This window comes from Sphingobium sp. B2 (assembly GCF_007693735.1).
GTDB lineage: Bacteria > Pseudomonadota > Alphaproteobacteria > Sphingomonadales > Sphingomonadaceae > Sphingobium > Sphingobium xenophagum.
In genome coordinates this window covers 755,206-773,402 of sequence record NZ_VDBZ01000001.1, presented here as the reverse complement: position 1 = coordinate 773,402, position 18,197 = coordinate 755,206, and the positions used below count along the sequence as shown (strand labels likewise).

18 protein-coding genes are annotated in these 18,197 nt (G+C 65.0%); 4 read left to right on the top strand and 14 right to left on the bottom strand.

Annotation, left to right across the window (positions count from 1 at the left end; translation table 11 throughout):
* Window positions 1-31: 31 nt before the first annotated feature.
* The 8 genes from FE851_RS03850 to gpmA all read right to left on the bottom strand — a co-directional run bounded on the left by FE851_RS03850 (window position 32) and on the right by gpmA (window position 8,006).
* The gene (locus tag FE851_RS03850; protein WP_017181351.1) at window positions 32-445 is read right to left on the bottom strand and encodes a DUF3035 domain-containing protein; all 414 of its coding nucleotides are present in this window, start codon (window positions 443-445) and stop codon (window positions 32-34) included.
* Entirely contained in the window at window positions 442-957 is a 516-nt protein-coding gene (gene lspA / locus FE851_RS03845) for a signal peptidase II (protein WP_019051782.1), read from the bottom strand. Before lspA ends, FE851_RS03850 begins: the two co-directional genes overlap by 4 nt.
* A 109-nt stretch (window positions 958-1,066) precedes the next feature.
* Window positions 1,067-3,964 (bottom strand): isoleucine--tRNA ligase, encoded by a 2,898-nt coding sequence (ileS, locus tag FE851_RS03840; protein WP_145199923.1) that lies wholly within the window; start codon window positions 3,962-3,964, stop codon window positions 1,067-1,069.
* 141 nt (window positions 3,965-4,105) lie between these two features.
* Window positions 4,106-5,047: a bifunctional riboflavin kinase/FAD synthetase gene (locus FE851_RS03835; RefSeq protein WP_145199920.1), complete on the bottom strand. Its 942-nt coding sequence runs from the start codon at window positions 5,045-5,047 to the stop codon at window positions 4,106-4,108.
* 43 nt (window positions 5,048-5,090) lie between these two features.
* Entirely contained in the window at window positions 5,091-5,573 is a 483-nt protein-coding gene (locus tag FE851_RS03830; protein WP_145199918.1) for a dihydrofolate reductase, read from the bottom strand.
* On the bottom strand, window positions 5,570-6,640 hold the full coding sequence (locus FE851_RS03825; RefSeq protein WP_145199915.1) for a 5-(carboxyamino)imidazole ribonucleotide synthase: 1,071 nt from the start codon (window positions 6,638-6,640) through the stop codon (window positions 5,570-5,572). Before FE851_RS03825 ends, FE851_RS03830 begins: the two co-directional genes overlap by 4 nt.
* An 8-nt stretch (window positions 6,641-6,648) precedes the next feature.
* A complete protein-coding gene (purE, locus tag FE851_RS03820; RefSeq protein ID WP_017183666.1) occupies window positions 6,649-7,137 on the bottom strand; it encodes a 5-(carboxyamino)imidazole ribonucleotide mutase in 489 nt (162 codons plus the stop codon).
* Between the two features lie 182 nt (window positions 7,138-7,319).
* Window positions 7,320-8,006, bottom strand: coding sequence for a 2,3-diphosphoglycerate-dependent phosphoglycerate mutase (gene gpmA, locus FE851_RS03815; RefSeq protein ID WP_019051776.1), 687 nt, complete (start codon window positions 8,004-8,006; stop codon window positions 7,320-7,322).
* 297 nt (window positions 8,007-8,303) lie between these two features.
* Here gpmA and sppA point away from each other — a divergent pair, with 297 nt between their 5' ends.
* Window positions 8,304-10,187, top strand: a complete 1,884-nt coding sequence (gene sppA, locus FE851_RS03810; protein ID WP_145199912.1) for a signal peptide peptidase SppA — start codon at window positions 8,304-8,306, stop codon at window positions 10,185-10,187.
* Between the two features lie 140 nt (window positions 10,188-10,327).
* On the opposite strand, the gene FE851_RS03805 is transcribed toward sppA, so the two are convergent.
* The 5 genes from FE851_RS03805 to FE851_RS03785 all read right to left on the bottom strand — a co-directional run bounded on the left by FE851_RS03805 (window position 10,328) and on the right by FE851_RS03785 (window position 15,599).
* On the bottom strand, window positions 10,328-10,972 hold the full coding sequence (locus FE851_RS03805; RefSeq protein ID WP_145199909.1) for a trimeric intracellular cation channel family protein: 645 nt from the start codon (window positions 10,970-10,972) through the stop codon (window positions 10,328-10,330).
* 121 nt (window positions 10,973-11,093) lie between these two features.
* The gene (locus FE851_RS03800; RefSeq protein ID WP_145204088.1) at window positions 11,094-12,422 is read right to left on the bottom strand and encodes a M20/M25/M40 family metallo-hydrolase; all 1,329 of its coding nucleotides are present in this window, start codon (window positions 12,420-12,422) and stop codon (window positions 11,094-11,096) included.
* A gap of 2 nt (window positions 12,423-12,424) precedes the next feature.
* The gene (locus FE851_RS03795; protein WP_130752544.1) at window positions 12,425-12,970 is read right to left on the bottom strand and encodes a glutathione peroxidase; all 546 of its coding nucleotides are present in this window, start codon (window positions 12,968-12,970) and stop codon (window positions 12,425-12,427) included.
* Between the two features lie 37 nt (window positions 12,971-13,007).
* Complete coding sequence (locus tag FE851_RS03790; protein WP_107125175.1) at window positions 13,008-13,715, bottom strand: VIT family protein; 708 nt, start codon at window positions 13,713-13,715, stop codon at window positions 13,008-13,010.
* 102 nt (window positions 13,716-13,817) lie between these two features.
* Window positions 13,818-15,599: an ABC-F family ATP-binding cassette domain-containing protein gene (locus tag FE851_RS03785; protein WP_145199906.1), complete on the bottom strand. Its 1,782-nt coding sequence runs from the start codon at window positions 15,597-15,599 to the stop codon at window positions 13,818-13,820.
* A gap of 233 nt (window positions 15,600-15,832) precedes the next feature.
* On the opposite strand from FE851_RS03785, the gene FE851_RS03780 reads away from it, so the two are divergent.
* On the top strand, window positions 15,833-16,564 hold the full coding sequence (locus tag FE851_RS03780; RefSeq protein WP_130752542.1) for an SIMPL domain-containing protein: 732 nt from the start codon (window positions 15,833-15,835) through the stop codon (window positions 16,562-16,564).
* 58 nt (window positions 16,565-16,622) lie between these two features.
* Here FE851_RS03780 and FE851_RS25980 read toward each other — a convergent pair whose 3' ends face one another.
* Entirely contained in the window at window positions 16,623-16,793 is a 171-nt protein-coding gene (locus tag FE851_RS25980) for a hypothetical protein (RefSeq protein WP_186378740.1), read from the bottom strand.
* Between the two features lie 215 nt (window positions 16,794-17,008).
* Here FE851_RS25980 and FE851_RS03775 point away from each other — a divergent pair, with 215 nt between their 5' ends.
* Together FE851_RS03775 and FE851_RS03770 are read left to right on the top strand one after the other, a co-directional pair.
* Window positions 17,009-17,347 carry a hypothetical protein gene (locus tag FE851_RS03775; RefSeq protein ID WP_017182725.1) on the top strand — a complete coding sequence of 113 codons (339 nt, stop codon included), beginning with the start codon at window positions 17,009-17,011 and terminating at the stop codon, window positions 17,345-17,347.
* A gap of 34 nt (window positions 17,348-17,381) precedes the next feature.
* The gene (locus tag FE851_RS03770; RefSeq protein WP_006953141.1) at window positions 17,382-18,047 is read left to right on the top strand and encodes a response regulator transcription factor; all 666 of its coding nucleotides are present in this window, start codon (window positions 17,382-17,384) and stop codon (window positions 18,045-18,047) included.
* The last annotated feature ends 150 nt before the right edge of the window (window positions 18,048-18,197 follow it).

The following is an 18,197-nucleotide window of genomic DNA, read 5'->3' as shown; positions in this document are numbered from 1 at the left end:
AGGGGCCAATCGGCCCCTTTTCCATTCCCTATCACTGCGGCGTTGCGGCTCGTGCGTCCTGACCGTCGCCTTCGGGGGCGGCGATAATGTCGCGGGTGGTCGCACCCTTGTCGACCACTTCGGTGCCCGGATCGCCAGCGGTCGAGCGGATGCCCGCCGCCGCATTGGCGCGACCGGCGGCGTTCAGCGTCGACGTTTCGGTCGCGCTGCGCTGCGCCGGGCCACCGAACATCGCTTCCATCGCCGCCTTGCTCGAATCGACCGCATTGGACGAAGGCGAGCCGGGCGCGGGCGGCACCAGCGCGAAGTCTGGCGGGATCACCAGCGGCGCCTGACGCGACACTGCAAATTCATCGGGACGTTCGCGGTTGAACAGCCCGCCGCCGCCGCCGCAGGCCGACAGGGTGGTGAGCAGACCGGCGGCAAGGATCAGTTTAAGCTTCACTTCAAAGTCTCCGTATTTGCGCCCTTGTCGCGCAGCAGCAACGCCCGCGCAAGCAGGATCAGCACGCCGATGGTGATCGCTGCGTCAGCCAGGTTGAAAATCAGGAAGGGCCGCCAGTCGCCAAAATGCAGGTCCGCATAATCAACGACATAGCCCAGCCTTATCCGGTCGACGATATTGCCGATGGCGCCGCCCAGGACCAGCCCCAGCGCCGCGACATCCTGCCGCGCCTTTTCGCGCCACATCCACACGCCCACAAACCCGGCGATCAATATGGTCATGCCCACCAGCCCCCAGCGCATCAGGTCGGTGTCGGCGTGGAAGAAGCCCATCGACACGCCGCGATTTTCCAGCCAGCGCAGGCGGAAGATCGGCAATATCTCGATCCCCAGATCCGCCCGGCTCTTGAGCGCCAGCGGATAGGTGACGGCATATTTGATGAGCTGGTCGAGCGCCAGCGTCACGATCGCGACGGTCAGGCCCAGCGGGCGGTGGTTGATAGGATTAGTCATCGATCAAACCCAGCGACTGGAAAAAACGTGCTCCCGCGAAGGCGGGAGCCCAGATCGGACGGCACGACTAGGCTCCCGCCTTCGCGGGAGCACGTTGTTCCATGCCTATTCATGGCGCAACCACCGCGTCACACCGGCCGCACAGCGCGCCATCCTCGGTGACTTCGGGCAGCAGGCGCCAGCAACGGCCGCATTTATGCCATTCGCTGGGACGGACGCTGATGCCGTCGCCCTCGCCCATCGTCACCCGCGCGACGATCGCCACTTCGGCGAAATCGACATCGCCCACGGCCAGCACCTGCCCCATGGTGACATCGGCCTCGAGGCTGGAACGCACGATCTTTTCGCGCCGCAACGGCTCGATCGCCTCGTTCACCTGTTCGCGCTGGCTGCGCAACTCGGTCCATTTCTCGTCCAGATGCGCGTTGATCCAGTGATGGTCGATCTCCGGCCATTCCAGAAAATGCACGCTTTCCTCGTCACTTGGGAAGCGGCTTTGCCATACTTCCTCCGCGGTGAAGGGGATGATCGGCGCGGCATAGCGGACCAGCGCATGGAACAGCGTATCCAGCAATGTGCGATAGGCGCGGCGCTTGGGGTCCGACGGCGCGTCGCAATAGAGGCAGTCCTTGCGAATGTCGAAGAAGAAGGCCGACAGGTCGCTATTGGCGAAATCGAACAGCGCGCGGGTATAGCGGCTGAATTCCAGCCAATTCTCGCTGTCCGCCGCCTTGTCGACAACGCTGCGCAATTCCGCGTCCAGCGTCGCCAGCCGGTGGAGCATATAGCGCTCCAGTTCCGGCATTTCGGCGTAGGACACGGCTTCGGTCTCTTGATCATAATCGGAAAGAGCGCCCAGCATGTACCGGAAAGTATTGCGCAATTTGCGATAGGCGTCGGACGATCCGGCCAGCACTTCCTTGCCGATCCGCACATCATCGAAATAGTCGGTGCTCGCGACCCATACGCGCAAAATGTCCGCGCCGCTTTCGCCCATGATCTTGAGCGGATCGACGACATTGCCAAGGCTCTTGGACATTTTGCGCCCGGTCCCGTCGAGCGCGAAGCCATGGGTCAGCACTGCCTTGTACGGTGCCTGCCCGCGCGTGCCGCAGCTTTCGAGCAGCGATGACTGGAACCAGCCGCGATGCTGGTCCGATCCTTCGATATACAGGTCGGCGCGCGCGCCCTCGCCATAGCGGGCCTCCACCACGAAACTATGGGTCGACCCGGAATCGAACCACACATCGAGAATGTCGGTGATGACCTCATAGTCGGCCAGATCATGCTCCGGCCCCAGCAGCGCCTGATGATCCGCCCCGAACCAGGCATCCGCGCCGCCCGCCTTGAACGCTTCGACGATGCGGGTATTGACCGCCGAATCAACCAGATACTGCCCACTCTTGCGATGCACATAGAGCGCGATCGGCACGCCCCAGGCGCGCTGGCGGCTGATCACCCAGTCGGGACGCCCTTCGACCATGGACCGGATACGATTGGTCGACCGCTCCGGTACCCAGCGGGTATTCTGGATCGCATCGAGCGCCACGCCGCGCAGCGTCGGCCCGTTGGTCGGCAGCGCCGTCGCCAGCGCGCCGGTAACCGGCTCCAGCGGCGGCAGCGGATAGTCCATCACCTGACCGCTCGGCTTGTCCATCGGAATGAACCATTGCGGCGTGCAGCGATAGATGATCCGCGCCTTCGACCGCCAGCTATGGGGATAGCTATGCCTGAACTCGCTGGCCGACAGCAGTGCGCCAGCCGCGCGCAGGTCGTTACAGATCGGGCCGTCCGCACCGTTGAACTTGGTGTTGATGACGCTGCCCTGCCCCGGCAACCACTCCCAATCGTCGCGATAGAAACCCGCATCATTGACCGCAAAGACCGGGTCGATGCCCAGCTTCTTGCAGGCGATGAAATCCTCCTCGCCATGATCGGGGGACATATGGACAAGGCCCGTACCCGCATCGGTGGTGACATGATCGGCGGGCAGGAAGGGACGCGGGCGGGCGAAGAAGCCGCCGAGCGCGTGCATCGGATGGCGGGCGACTGCTCCGGCGAGGTCGGTGCCTTTGAAAGTCTTCAAGATTTCAAAGGCTGCAATACCATGATCGGCAACCTGAGACGTCAAATTCGGCACTAACCGATGATAAAAATCTTCCCATAAACCAGCAGCAACCAAATACCGGCGCCGAACATAATCTTGATGCCCAATTTCAACTAAGCCGTATTCAATCCCCTCCCCAAACGCGATCGCCTGGTTCACCGGGATCGTCCAGGGCGTCGTCGTCCAGATCACCGCGTGCGCGCCAACCAGTTCCGGCGCATTGGGCGCTTCCACAATCTCGAACGCCACGTCGATCTGCGTCGACGTAACATCCTCATATTCCACCTCAGCCTCGGCCAGCGCGGTCTTTTCGACCGGGGACCACATCACCGGCTTGGCCCCGCGATACAGCTGGCCGCTTTCCGCGAATTTCAGCAACTCGCCCACAATCGTCGCTTCGGCGTCGAACTTCATGGTCAGATAGGGATCGGCCCAGTCGCCCATCACGCCCAGACGCTTGAACTGCTCCTTCTGCACGCCCACCCATTTGTCGGCATAGGCGCGGCACTGGGCGCGGAACTCGGCGGCGGGCACCTCGTCCTTGTTCAGCTTCTTCTTGCGATACTCCTCCTCGATCTTCCATTCGATCGGCAGGCCATGGCAGTCCCATCCGGGCACATAGGGCGCATCCTTGCCCAGCAGCGATTGGCTGCGGACGATGATGTCCTTGAGCACCTTGTTCATCGCATGGCCCATATGGATGTCGCCATTGGCGTAGGGCGGGCCGTCATGCAGGATGAAGCGTTCGCGCCCCTTGCGCCGCTCGCGCAGCCGGTCGTACAGACCCATCGCCTCCCACTTGGCCGCAATCGCGGGTTCCTTCTGCGCCAGGCCGGCCTTCATCGGAAAGTCGGTGACGGGCAGGAAAACGGTGGACTTATAGTCAGGTGCGTCGGTCATAATGGGTCCGGTATCTGCTAATGACCGTTCGCCCTGAGCGAAGTCGAAGGGCTCGACCGACCGATAGGGAGGTCACTTCGCTCCGCTCAGTAGAAGGCTTCGACTTCGCTCAGCCCGAACGGGTGAGAAAACAAGCCGCCATTAAGCGACGTAAGGCGTTCCCGCAAGGATTTGCCGTGCAGCCTCGCAGTCCAGCGCGATCTGCGCCATCAGCGCGTCCAGCCCGTCATATTTCGCCTCCGGCCGCAGGAACGCGATCAGTTGCACGGCAATGCGCTGGCCATACAGGCTTTCGGCAAAATCGAAGAAATGCGGTTCCAGCAATTCCTTGGGCGGGTCGAAGGTCGGGCGGATGCCCAGATTCGCCGCCCCGTCCAGCACGCGCCCGTCCGGCAAAATCCCGCGCACCGCATAAATGCCATAGGCCGGGCGCAAATAGCTGCCCATATCGACATTGGCGGTGGGAAAACCGATCGTCCGGCCCAGCTTGTCGCCATGCTGCACCTCCCCCTCGATCGCAAAGGGCCGGGTCAGCAGCCGGGTCGCGGTGGCGCAATCGCCCGCCTGCAACGCCGCGCGGATGCGGCTGGAGGAAATCACCGCCCCGTCCGCATCGGTCACCGGCGCAACCGCCTGCGCCCACATGCCCCATGGCGCGCCCAGTTCGGACAGGAGCGCCACGGAACCGGCGCGCCCCTTGCCAAAGGTGAAATCCTGCCCGGTGACGACCCCCGCAATGCCCATATCGGCGGCCAGCAGGCGCACGAAAGCCTGCGGCCCAAGCGCAGCCAGTTGGGGGGTAAAGGCGAACACCATCATCGCGTCCGCCCCGGCTGCGGCGAACAGGGCCGCCCGCTGATCCAGCGTGGTCAGGCGAAAATGGGGCGTATCGGGCCGGAACAACCGCATCGGATGCGGATCGAAGGTCGCAACGATGACCGGGCGCCCCTCGGCACGGGCGCGGTCTATCGCATGGCCGACCACGGCCTGATGCCCGGCGTGAAACCCGTCAAAATTGCCCAGCGCCATGATGGCCCCGCGCAAATGCGCCGGGACCGGGGCGCCGCTAGTCAGCCGCTCCATGGCGCGGCCTATAGGGATGCGCGGGGGGCGTGGCAATGCGGCATCAGGCGCGCCGCAGGGTCACGAAGCTGTAGCCGGGCCGTCCGTCCAGCGCGCCATGCGCTTCCCGCGCCACTTCCACCCAGTCCGCCGGATCGGGATAGGCGATGCTGGCATCCCCCACCGCGTCCAGATGCACTTCGGTCAGCTCGATTCGATGGGCGACGTCCAGAAACAGTCGATACACTTCCGCCCCGCCAATCACCATCACGCCCGGCGCATTGGCCAGCGCCAGCGCGCCCGCGACATCATGCGCAACCTCCGCCCCTGCCCCGCTCCATGTCCGGTCGCGAGTCAGGACGATATGGCGACGCCCCGGCAGCAGTCCCGGCAGGCTGTCGAACGTCTTGCGCCCCATGATCATCGGATGGCCCAGCGTCAGCGCCTTGAACCGCTTGAGGTCCGCCGGCAACCGCCAGGGGAGATCGCCATCCCGCCCGATCACGCCATTGTCGGCGCGGGCCAGGATCAGCACGATCTCGCTCACAGCGTCAGCCGCGTGACATGCCCCATCTTGCGCCCCGGCCGCGCTTCATGCTTGCCATAAAGGTGCAGATGGTTGGCCGGATCGGACAGGATCGTCTGCCAGTCATGCGCCGTCTCGCCGATCAGGTTGCGCATCTCCACCCGGCGCGCCGCCAGCGCGGTGTCGCCCAGCGGAAGGCCGCAAATCGCACGGACATGATTTTCAAACTGGCTCGTCACCGCACCCTCGATCGTGCCATGCCCGCTATTATGGACGCGCGGCGCCATTTCGTTGAACACCGGGCCATCGGCACTGGCGAAAAATTCGCAGGTCAAAACACCGACATAGTCCAGCGCATCGGCAATCTTGCGGGCCAGCGCACGGGCGGCAGGCACCTGCCCCTCGATCAGCGGCCCGGCGGGCGTGATCGACGTGTCGAGGATGCCGTCGACATGGACATTGGCCGAACTGTCCCAGAAGCGCACCTCACCGTCCGCCCCGCGCACCAATATGACCGAAAATTCCTCGGCAAAGGTCACGAAGCCTTCCAGTATCGCGCTCTGCCGGCCGATCGCATTCCATGCGCCGACCGCATCGCCCGGCTCATTGATCCGCGCCTGTCCCTTGCCGTCATAGCCCATGCGATTGGTTTTCAGGATCGCGCGGCTGCCGACCTGCGCGATCGCCGCCTCCAGATCGTCCAGATTCTCGACCGGCGCAAAGGGCGCGGTCAGCCCGCCCAGATCGCACACGAACCGCTTTTCCGCCAGCCGGTCCTGCGCCACGCGCAACGCCTGCGCACCCGGACGCACCAGCCCATGGCTGGCCAGCACCTCGACCGCCGCCGGGTCGATATTCTCAAATTCATAGGTGACGACATCGACGCCATCGGCAAAGGCCGCCAGCGCCGCTGCGTCCTCATAATCGCCCCGCGTCCAGCGCGGCGACACGTCGGCGGCGGGGCCGCTCTCCTCCGGCGCGTAGATGGCGGTGCAATAGCCAAGCTGCGCGGCGGCGATGGCGATCATCCGGCCCAATTGGCCGCCGCCTAGGATGCCGATGGTCGAACCGGGCGCGATGGTCGTCATGGGGCCGCTCAGTCCTCCACCGTTTCGGCGACCGCATCGGTCTGCTTCGTGCGCCAGGCGTCCAGTCGCCCGGCCAGTTCGGGATCATTGGTCGCCAGGATCGCGGCGGCCAGCAGCCCGGCATTGATCGCGCCCGGCTTGCCGATCGCCAGCGTCGCCACGGGAATGCCGCCGGGCATCTGGACGATCGACAGCAGCGAATCCATGCCCTTCAGCGCCTTCGATTCGACCGGCACGCCCAGCACCGGCAGGCGCGTCATGGACGCGCACATGCCCGGCAGATGCGCCGCCCCGCCCGCGCCCGCGATGATGACCTTCAGGCCACGGCTCACCGCGCTCGTCGCATAATCATACAGCCGTTGCGGGGTGCGGTGCGCCGACACCACCTTGCATTCATGGGGCACGCCCAGCGCGTCCAGCGTTTCGGCGGCATGGCGCATCGTGTCCCAGTCGGACCGCGACCCCATGATGATGCCGACCTCGATTGCCCCGCTCATGCCCGTGCTTCCCCTCATGGCGCGGCCTTCACGGTGCCGCCCGGAAAGCAAAGCCCCTTAGCGACCGGGTCGCCGGGGGGCAATGTCGTATTTCCTCCCCGAACCCGGCGTGCTCCCGCGCAGGCGGAAGCCTAGTCCCGCCGTTTCAACTGGGCTCCCGCCTGCGCGGGAGCACACAGCCCTTACCGTTCCGACAGATAATAGCGCTCGATCGCGCTCAGATCGTCGGCCAGTTCGTAAACGATCGGCTGACCCGTCGGAATTTCCAGTTCGGTAATCTCGTCGTCGGGAATGTTCGACAGATGCTTGACCAGCGCGCGCAGCGAATTGCCATGGGCGGAAATCAGCACCCGCTTGCCTGCCTTCAGGTCGGGCGCGATGCGGCTTTCCCAATAGGGCAGCACGCGCGCGATCGTGTCCTTCAGGCTCTCGGTCGATGGAATGGCGATGCCCGCATAGCGGCGGTCCTTGCTCAGGTCGAACTCGCTGCCCGCCTCCAGCACCGGCGGCGGAATGTCGAAGCTGCGGCGCCAGATCTTGACCTGCGCGTCGCCATGCTTGGCCGCCGTCTCCGCCTTGTCCAGGCCGGTCAGCCCGCCATAATGGCGCTCGTTCAGGCGCCAGTCCTTCTCCACCGGCAGCCACAGCCGCCCCATTTCCTCCAGCGCCAGGTTCAGCGTCTTGATCGCGCGGGTCTGGAGCGAGGTGTAGCATTGGTCGAAATCCAGCCCCTTGGCCTTCATCAGCTGCCCCGCCGCCCGCGCTTCGCCCACGCCCTTCTCGGTCACGTCCACGTCCCACCATCCGGTGAAGCGGTTTTCCAGATTCCATGACGACTGGCCATGACGGATAAGGACGAGTGTGGGCATCGGGCATGTCTCCTGCACAAGAGCGGACAATATGAGTTCCCATCACGGAACGGCGGCATAATTCTCCAACCCCATCTCCGTTCGGGCTGAGCTTGTCGAAGCCTTCTCCTTCTCTTGAAGAAGGGCGGCCCTTCGACAGGCTCAGGGCGAACGGGGGTGGATAGGCCGTGATTATGCAACGATCCCCATAGCGGCCAAAATCGACCGCGCAAGCTTGTCCAGCCCGCCTGTACCCCCACATTGCAGTCGACAGGGCGATGGGCTAGCCATGGCAGATCGGGCAGAAGGAACACCCACTTGGCATTTGTGAAGGGCGCGTGGCGCATATTGGTCGCGATCAAGGACGGACTGGTCCTGCTGTTCCTGCTCCTCTTCTTCGGCGCGCTCTATGCCGCCCTTTCCTTCTCGCCAAAGCCCGCCGCCGGCATCAGCGCGGGCGCTCTGCTGCTCGACCTCAACGGCACCATCGTCGAACAGCCGGCGGAGGTTGATCCCTTCGCGCTGCTGTCGGGGTCCGGCCCGCAGATGAAGGAATATCGCCTGTCCGACATCGTCACTGCGCTCGATGCGGCCAGGACGGATGGCAAGGTCAAGGCGGTGGTCCTGAACCTCGATGGCTTCATGGGCGGCGGTCAGGTCGCCATCGCCCGCGTCGGCCAGGCGCTCGACGCCCTGCGCGCCGCGAAAAAGCCGGTGCTGGCCTATGCTACCCTCTATACCGATGACAGCTATCTGTTGGCCGCCCATGCCAGCGAAGCGTGGAGCGATCCGCTGGGCGGCGTTGCGATCATGGGCCGGGGCGGATCAGGCCTCTATTATAAGGGGCTGATCGACAAGCTGGGCGTCAACACCCATGTCTATCGTGTCGGCACCTACAAGAGCTTCGTCGAACCCTTTATCCGGGCCGATCAGTCCCCCGAAGCCAAGCAGGCCAATCAGGCGCTGGCCGACGCGCTGTGGCAAAACTGGCGCGATGATGTCGCCAAGGCGCGGCCAAAGGCGAAGATCGCCGCCTATGCCGCCGACCCGGTCGCCGCCGCCCGCGCCGCCAACGGCAATATGGCGCAGGCCGCCCTGTCCGCGGGCCTGATCGACAAGCTGGGCGACACCACCGCCTTTGGCACGCGCGTCGCGGAGATTGCGGGCGAAGCCTCCGATGCGAAGGCGGGCGGTTTCGCCACGATCGACCTTGCCGCCTATGTCAAGGCGCGCATGCCCGCCAATGACGGCCAGATCGGCGTGCTGACGATCGCGGGCGACATCGTCGATGGCGAAGCCGGTCCCGGCACCGCAGCGGGCGACACCATCTCCGACCTGCTGCTGACCGCGCTCAATGAAAAGGATCTGAAAGCCCTCGTCGTCCGCGTCGATTCGCCCGGTGGATCAGTCATGGCCTCGGAAAAGATCCGCTCCGCCATTCTTCAGGCCAAGGCGGACGGACTTCCCGTCATCGTCTCCATGGGCAATGTCGCGGCCAGCGGCGGCTATTGGGTGTCCACCCCCGCCGACATGATCTTTGCGGAACCGGACACCATCACCGGCTCGATCGGCGTGTTCGGTATTCTGCCCAGCTTTGAAGGCTCGCTGGCCAAGATCGGCGTCACGACGGACGGCGTCGCCACCACGCCCCTGTCGGGCCAGCCCGACCTTGCCGGCGGCACCTCCCCGCAATTCGACGCGATCATGCAGATGGGGGTAGAGGACATCTACCGCCGCTTCGTCGGCATCGTCGCGCAATCGCGCCACAAGACCCCGGCACAGATCGACGCGATTGCGCAGGGCCGCGTCTGGGACGGCGGCACCGCGCGCCAGAACGGCCTTGTGGACCGCTTCGGCGGGCTGGAGGACGCCATTGCCGAAGCCGCCCGCCGCGCCAAAATCGACCCCAAGACCGCCCGCGCCTATCGCATCGAAAAAGTGCCCGACAAATGGGCCGCCTGGATCGAGGCGATGGTGCAGCGCGACGCGGACGACGCAGGCGCGCCGCGCGACATGCTGGCCCGCCAAGCCATGGTCCAGCGCAACTGGGCGATGCAGGCGGTGGCCGACGTCAAGGCCCTAGTCACCGGCGCAGGCGTCCGCGCCGACTGCCTGGAATGCCGCAGCTACGGTGCACCGAAGATGCGCAGCGCAGCGGAAGAACGCGGCATGATGACGCTAATCGCAGGCCTGTGGCGCTAACCCCCTTCTCCCCACGGGGGAGAAGGATATGCAGCCTTACCGAACGCAGTGAGGTTAGGCGCAGTTGGAAGAGGGGGCTTCGACGCAGGTGCGGCGCGCGCCCTTGAAGGCCATGACCAACGCTCAAGCGAGGGGCGATCTCAGCCCCCCTCATCCCGATAGACCGGCAACCCCAGCCCGCGCCATATCGCCAGCGCGCGCAAGCCAAAGCCGGTCAGCGCCGCGATGACGCCCGCGATCGGCACGTCCAGCCCCAGCATCCGCAACCCCACGAACAGCCCCGCCGCCACCGCCGCAGCCGTCACATAAAGTTCCGGCCGCAACAGGATCGACGGTTCCCCCGCCAGCAGATCGCGCATGATCCCGCCGACGCAGCCGGTCACCACGCCCATCATCCCGGCGACGAAGGGCGGCACGCCGAAGCTCATCGCCTTGGCCGCGCCGAACACCGCAAAGGCCGCCAGCCCGATCGCGTCCAGCCAGTCGAGCGCCCGCTCGCTCCAGAAGCGGCGCGGCGTACACCACACGATCACCGCCGCGCACATGCAGGTGATGGCGGGCGCGGCATCCACGACCCAGAATACCGGCGCCCCGATCAGCAGATCGCGCAACGTGCCACCACCCACCCCGGTCACCAGCGCGAAAAAGGCGAAGGTCACCAAAGTCTGCCGCAACCGCGCCGCCGCCAACGCGCCCGACGCGGCAAAGACGAAGGTACCGACGATGCTGAGCGTTTCCAGCACCGGGCCGATCGATGTGGCGAGGAGGGGCGTGGACGGGAGCATGGCTATATACTTACATCCGTTACAGTATTTCCGTGTTCCCGCGCAGGCGGGAACCCAGTTCGGACGGCGGGCCTGGGTTCCCGCCTGCGCGGGAACACGCTGCTCAACTATGCCATGCCCCCTATTTCCGTCCCTTTTCCCCCGCCAGCCGGCTCATCAATATCGCCGCGCGCTTGGCCTGGCGCTTCATGCTCGACAGGTCGGCCTGTTCCGCCGGGCTGTGATCGCCGGTCGACGTCACGCCCAGCCCCACCAGCCCGTCCGTATCCTGTGCGACGAAACTGATGTCGCCCGCGCCGCGCTTCAGCGGATCGAGTTCGGGCATCTGCGCCAGCCCCAGATCGGCATTGACCCGGTTCAACCGCGCCAGCAGCGCGCGATTGCCAGCCGTGGGCGCCATCGACGGATAGCCCATGTCGAATGCAATGCGCGCCGATGTGCCCGGCAGATGCCCCGCCCCGACGATCGCCTCCATCTTCGCCCGCACCCGCGCGGTCTGCTCCTCGCTCAGCGTACGGAAATCGCCCTTTGCCACCGCGATGGGCGGGATGATGTTGGTCTTGCCGGTCACCGCGATCCGTACGCCGTCCTTGTCCACATCGGCGCTCTGCCCGCCGCCGATCAGCCCGACATTGAAGGTCAGATTGGGTTCGGGCAGTTCCTTGCGAAACGCCACGATGATCCGCGCCAGTTCATAGATCGCGCCATCGCCCGCGCTGGCGGAAAAAATCCCCGAACTATGCCCCGACTTTCCGCTCGCGGTCAGCGTCCAGCTATTGGAGGATCGCCGCGCGATCGACCCCATATCCTTGCCGTCCTCCTGGGACAGCCCCTCGAAATCCAGCGCCACATCGGCCCGCTTGCCCGCAGCAATCAGGTCGGACCGCGCGATGCTGATCGGATCGCCCGAATCCTCCTCGTCCCCGGTCAGCACGACCTCGATATTCGCGCCCTTCAGCGTGCCGGCCGCCTGCATCGCCTTCAATGCCAGCAGCATCGTGACGACCCCGCCCTTGTCGTCCGCCACGCCCGGCCCACGCGCCAGATCGCCTTTGCGCTCGAACGTCTGAAACGGCGAATCCAGCTCGAACACGGTATCCAGATGCCCGATCAGCAGCATCTTCGTGGTCCCGGCCCGTCCCTTATGCACCGCGATCAGATGCCCGGCCCGCTTGGCCGCATCCATCGGCTGCCATGTCACGACAAAGCCCAGTCTCTCGAACTCAGGCCGCAGCATGTCGGCCACCGCCTTCACCCCGGCCAGGTTCATCGAACCGCTATTCTGGTTCACCAGTTTTTCGAGCAGGCCGATCGCGGGTTCATAGCCCGCCTCCACGCTGGTGCTGATAGTTCGCGGTTGAACAGCCCGCGCCGCCCCGGCGGGCGACAGCGCCGCCCCGGCGGGTGCCCCCGCCATCAGCATCGCCCCCGCGATCAGGCCTGCCCGCATCCTCACTTGGCCAGTTCCGTCTCGATCGCCGCGACTAGCGCCGCGTCGTCCGGCGCGGTCGTCGGCGCAAAACGCGCCGCCACGCTGCCATCCTTGGCGATCAGGAATTTCTCGAAATTCCACAGTATTTCAGGCACCGGATTGGGGGTCATGCCATAGCCTTTCAGCTTCTCGCGAAACGCATCGCCCTCGCCCTGCGCTTCCGGCACGGCGCTGGTCAGCGCGGCATAGAGCGGATGCTTGTCCGGCCCGGTGACCACGATCTTCTCGAACATCGGGAAATCGACGCCGAAATTGGTGGTGCAAAATGTCGCGATCTCGTCGTTCGTCCCCGGCTCCTGCGCGCCGAAATCATTGGCGGGAAAGCCTGCGACCACCAGCCCCTTGTCCTTATAGTCGGCGTACAGCTTTTCCAGCCCTTCATATTGCGGCGTCAGCCCGCATTTGGATGCGACATTGACCGCCAGCACCACCTTGCCCGCATAATCGGCGAGCGATGCGTCCGCGCCCTTGATGGTCTTGAGCGGGATCTGCTGAATGTCCGTCATCTCGTCGTCTCCTGTGAAATTTGCGTGGACCTTGCCACTATATCGCCGCCCCGAACAGATGCCCCGCGCCCGCCGTCACCGCCATCGCCAGAGCGCCCCAGAACAGGGTCCGGCCCATTGATCGCACCACCTGCGCCCCGCCCAGCCGCGCGCCGACATAGCCCAGCAGCGCCAGGCACAGCAGGCTCAGGCAGACAATCGCCATGATCGCGCTGCCCGCAGGCGCTATCGCCGCGACCAGAACCGGCGGCGCGGCGCCCATGGCAAAGCTGCCCGCCGACGCCAGCGCCGCCTGCACCGGACGGGCGGTCGCAATATCGGAAATGCCCAGCTCGTCGCGGGCATGCGCGCCCAGCGCGTCAGCCTCCATCAACTGTCGCGCCACTTGCCCCGCCAGGTCGGGCGTCAGGCCACGCTCGACATAAATGTCGCGCAGTTCCGCCCATTCCTGTTCGGGTTGCACGGCCAATGCATGCCGTTCCTTGGCCAGGTCGGCGCGTTCGGTATCCGATTGCGCGCTGACGGACACATATTCTCCCGCCGCCATCGACATCGCCCCCGCGACCAGCGCGGCAACGCCGGTCAGCAGGATCGCCTGCCCGTCCGCACCGGATGCGGCGATCCCGGTCATCAGGCTGGCAGTGGACACGATCCCGTCATTGGCCCCCAGCACCGTCGCGCGCAGCCAGCCGACCCGATTCACATAATGAACGGCATGGTGCGACTGGTCGATTGCCGTGTCCATTGGTCAGCCCCCCTTGCGATCAAATCCCATAACTGCCGTTCGCTTCGAAGGAAGTCGAGTGTCCCATGATACGTGCTCCCGCGCAGGCGGGAGCACGACAGACTACCCCGCCAAACCCTCGGCCTTCTCCGCCAGTTCCAGCCAGCGCATTTCCGCCGCCTCTTTCTCGGCCCGCGCCTTTTCGATCGCGCCGGTCAGCGCGTCGAACCGCTTGCGTTCGCGGGTGTAAAGCGCCGGGTCCGCCAGCATATCCTCGTCCCGCGCGATCGCCGCCTCCAGTTCCTCGACCCGCTTGGGCAGCAGTTCCAGGTCGCGCTGGTCCTTGTAGCTCAGCTTTGCCGACACGGGCTTTGGCGGCGGGGGCGCGGCGGCGGCCTTCTTCTCGATCTTGACGGCCTTGCGCGGATCGCGCTTGGCGATCCAGTCGGCATAGCCGCCCACGATCACATCGACCTTGCCCGATCCGTCCAGCCCCAGCGTCACCGTCACCGTGCGGTCCAGAAAGTCGCGGTCATGGCTGACGATCAGCACCGTGCCGTCATAATCGGCAATCACTTCCTGCAACAGGTCGAGCGTTTCCAAATCCAGGTCGTTGGTCGGCTCGTCCAGCACCAGCAGGTTGGATTCGCGCGCAAATTCGCGCGCGAACAGCAGGCGCGAACGCTCCCCACCCGACAGCGTGCCCACCTTCGCCTCGGCAAGGCTCGGATCGAACAGAAAGTCCTTGAGATAGCCATGGACATGCTTGCGCACGCCCCGCACATCGATCCAGTCGCCCCCCTCGGCCAGCACTTCGCGGACCGTCTTGTCGCCCTGCATCAGGCTGCGCTGCTGGTCGATGAAGATCATGTCCAGCGTCTTGGCCTGGCTCACCGTACCGCTGTCGGGCTGCAATTCGCCGGTCAGCATCTTCAGCAAGGTCGTCTTGCCCGCGCCATTGCCCCCGACAATGCCGATCCGGTCGCCGCGCTGCACGCGCAGCGACAGATTGTCGATGATGGTCCGCTGCCCGAACATCTTGCTGGCATGTTCGACCTTGATGACGCTTTTGGTCTTGCTGTCGTCGCTCGCCACCGCGATCTTGGCGACGCCCTGCGGCCCGTTCATCGCCGCGCGCGTCTCGCGCATTTCCCACAGCTTGGCCAGCCGCCCCTGGTTGCGCTTGCGCCGCGCGGTGACGCCCCGCTCCAGCCAGTGCGCCTCGATCTTCAGCTTGGCGTCCAGCTTCTCCGCCGCCCGCGCCTCTTCGGCATAGACCGCCTCCATCCACTGTTCGAAACCGCCAAAGCCGATCTCGTTGCGGCGCATCTGCCCCCGGTCCAGCCACAGCGTCTGGCGCGTCAGCCGCGTCAGGAAGGCGCGGTCATGGCTGATGACGATGAAGCCGCCATTATAACGCGCCAGCCAGTTTTCCAGCCAGTCGATCGCCGCAATGTCCAGATGGTTGGTCGGTTCGTCCAGCAACAGCAGGTCCGGTTCGCTCGCCAGCGCACGGGCGATCGCCGCCCGCCGCCGCTCGCCGCCGCTCGCCGTTTTCGCCTCGCGCGACAGGTCGATCCCCAACTGGTCGGCAATCGCCTCCACCTCATGGGCGGGCGGCGCAAATTCGCCCGCCAGCGCGAAATCATGCAGCGTCGCAAACGCGCTGACGTCCGGGTCCTGCTCCAGCGTGATGATCCGCGCGCCCGGCTGCACCGACCGCACGCCTTCATCGGCCTCGATCTGACCGCCCAGCAGCTTGAGCAGGGTCGTCTTGCCCACGCCGTTGCGCCCGATCAGCGCCAGCCGGTCGCGCGCGCCGACATGAATGTCGATCCCGCGAAACAGCCAGTGGCTGCCCTGCGAAAGGCCAAGATTTTCGAACGAAAGAAGAGGTGCTGCCATGCCCGTGCAGCTAGTCGCAAGATCACGATGGAGCAAGCATATCCTCCCCGGCACGGGGAGTGAGACCGCCGCCAAGCGGTGGTGGAGGGGGCGTGCATCAAGGCGCGTCCCCTGCGTCACCGACACGGAGAGGACACGGAACCCCAACCTGTCTGACGGCTTTCAACGCATGTCAGCGTCCATTCATCGCAGCCGTCCCACCATTACGGCATCCAAACAGGAGTGTTCCCTTCATGAAATCCGCCCTCGCCATCATGGCGCTCGCCGCTTCGTCGCTCCCGATGGCCGCCATCGCCCAGACCAGCGTGACCCTTGCCGAAACCGCGCCGGTGGTCACCCTCAACGTCACCGAAAGCGTCGAGGGGTCGCCCGACATCGCCACCGTGGGCACCGGCGTCCAGACCCGCGCGCCCACTGCGCAGGCGGCTATGCAGGACAATGCCGCAAAGACGGAAAAGCTGATCGCCGCCCTCTCCCGCGCCGGCATCGCCAAGAAGGACATCCAGACCAGCGGCATCAACCTGTCGGCGCAATATGATTATAACCAGCGCGACGGCGAACCCGCCGGCCCGCGCTTCATCGGCTATGAAGCGTCCAACCAGCTCAGCGTCAAACTGCGCGACATCAGGAAGGTCGGCCCCCTGCTCGACGCCATGGTGGCCGCGGGCGCGACCAACATCAACGGCCCGACCTTCGCGATCGACAATCCCGCGCCGATGCTGGCGCAGGCGCGCGGCGCCGCGCTCAAGAGCGCGAAAGCCCAGGCCGATTTCTACGCCCAGGCCGCTGGCTACCGCTCCGCCCGCCTCCTCTCCATTGCCGAAAGCAACAGCGGCGGCCAGCCTCCCATGCCCATGCTGCAAAGCGCCCGCTTCAAGGCCGATGCCGTCGCCACCACCCCGGTCGAACCCGGCCAGGTCAGCGCGTCGGTCACGCTTACGGTGCAATACGCCCTGGAGAAGTAAAAACCTCAATCCTCCCCTGCAAGGGGAGGTGGCAACGCGAAGCGTTGACGGAGGGGTGTCACCCTCTCGATAGGGCCTGTCTCTTATACACATCTAGATGTGTATAAGAGACAGGCAATACGCCCTGGAGAAGTAAAAACCTCAATCCTCCCCTGCAAGGGGAGGTGGTAACGCGAAGCGTTGACGGAGGGGTGTCACCCTCTCGATAGGGCCTGTCTCTTATACACATCTAGATGTGTATAAGAGACAGGCAATACGCCCTGGAGAAGTAAAAACCTCAATCCTCCCCTGCAAGGGGAGGTGGTAACGCGAAGCGTTGACGGAGGGGGGTCACCCTCTCGATAGGGCAACACCCCTCCGTCTGGCCTGCGGCCAGCCACTCCCCCGCCGGGGGAGGATGAAATAGCGCAAACACCTCATCCTCCCCCATTCACCACCTGTTCAATGCCTGTCGCCTATGCCATGCCCATGACAATGATGCGCAAAAGCCTGATCGCCGGAATCATCGCCATGGGGGCCGCAATCGCACTGGTCCCGGTCGCCGACGCTGGCGGACGCCGCGACGAGCAGGACGCCGCGCGCCGGGCCATGCTCGACGGGCAGGTCATGCCCTTTGCCATGATCAAGCGCCGCGTCGATTCGCAGATGAACGGGGCCAGCTATGTCGGCAGCGAATTCGACCCTTCCTCCAACCGCTACCGCCTGAAATATGTGAAGGACGGAAAGGTCATGTGGGTTGATGCGGACGGCCGGACAGGCAATATCATCGGCTGGGCGCGCTGACCGCGCCTGACACAGAAAAGAAACGGAACAGCCCATGCGTCTGCTGATCGTCGAGGATGAACCAAGTCTGGGCCAGCAGCTCAGGAACACGCTGGAGGGTGCTGGCTATGCCGTCGACCTCGCCACCGATGGCGAGGATGGGCATTTCCTCGGCTCCACCGAAAATTACGATGCGGTCGTGCTCGACCTGGGCCTGCCGACCATTGACGGCCTGACGGTGCTGGACCGCTGGCGCAAGGAAGGCCGCGCCTTCCCGGTGCTGGTGCTGACCGCGCGCGACAGCTGGTCGGACAAGGTGGCGGGGCTGGACGCGGGCGCGGACGACTATCTCGCCAAACCCTTCCAGTCCGAAGAACTCATCGCCCGCCTGCGCGCGCTCATCCGCCGCGCATCGGGCAATGCGTCGAGCGAACTTACCGCAGGCGACGTCCGCCTCGACACCCGCTCAGGCAAGGTGACGCTCAGCGGCGATCCGGTAAAGCTCACCGCGCAGGAATATAAATTGCTCTCCTACCTGCTCCATCACAAGGGCAAGGTGGTCAGCCGCACCGAATTGATCGAACATATTTACGATCAGGATTTCGACCGCGATTCCAACACGATCGAAGTGTTCGTCACCCGCATCCGCAAAAAACTGGGCGCCGACGTCATCACCACCATCCGCGGCCTGGGCTACAGCCTGGACGAGCCGGGGCGCTGATACCAAACCCGACATCCGTTCGGGCTGAGCGAAGTCGAAGCCTTCACCTGAACGCAGTGAAGGCACTTCGCTCCGCTCAGTGGACCCCTTCGACTTCGCGCAGGGCGAACGGTAAAGTGGGATACGCATGACCGATCCCATCACCCCTCC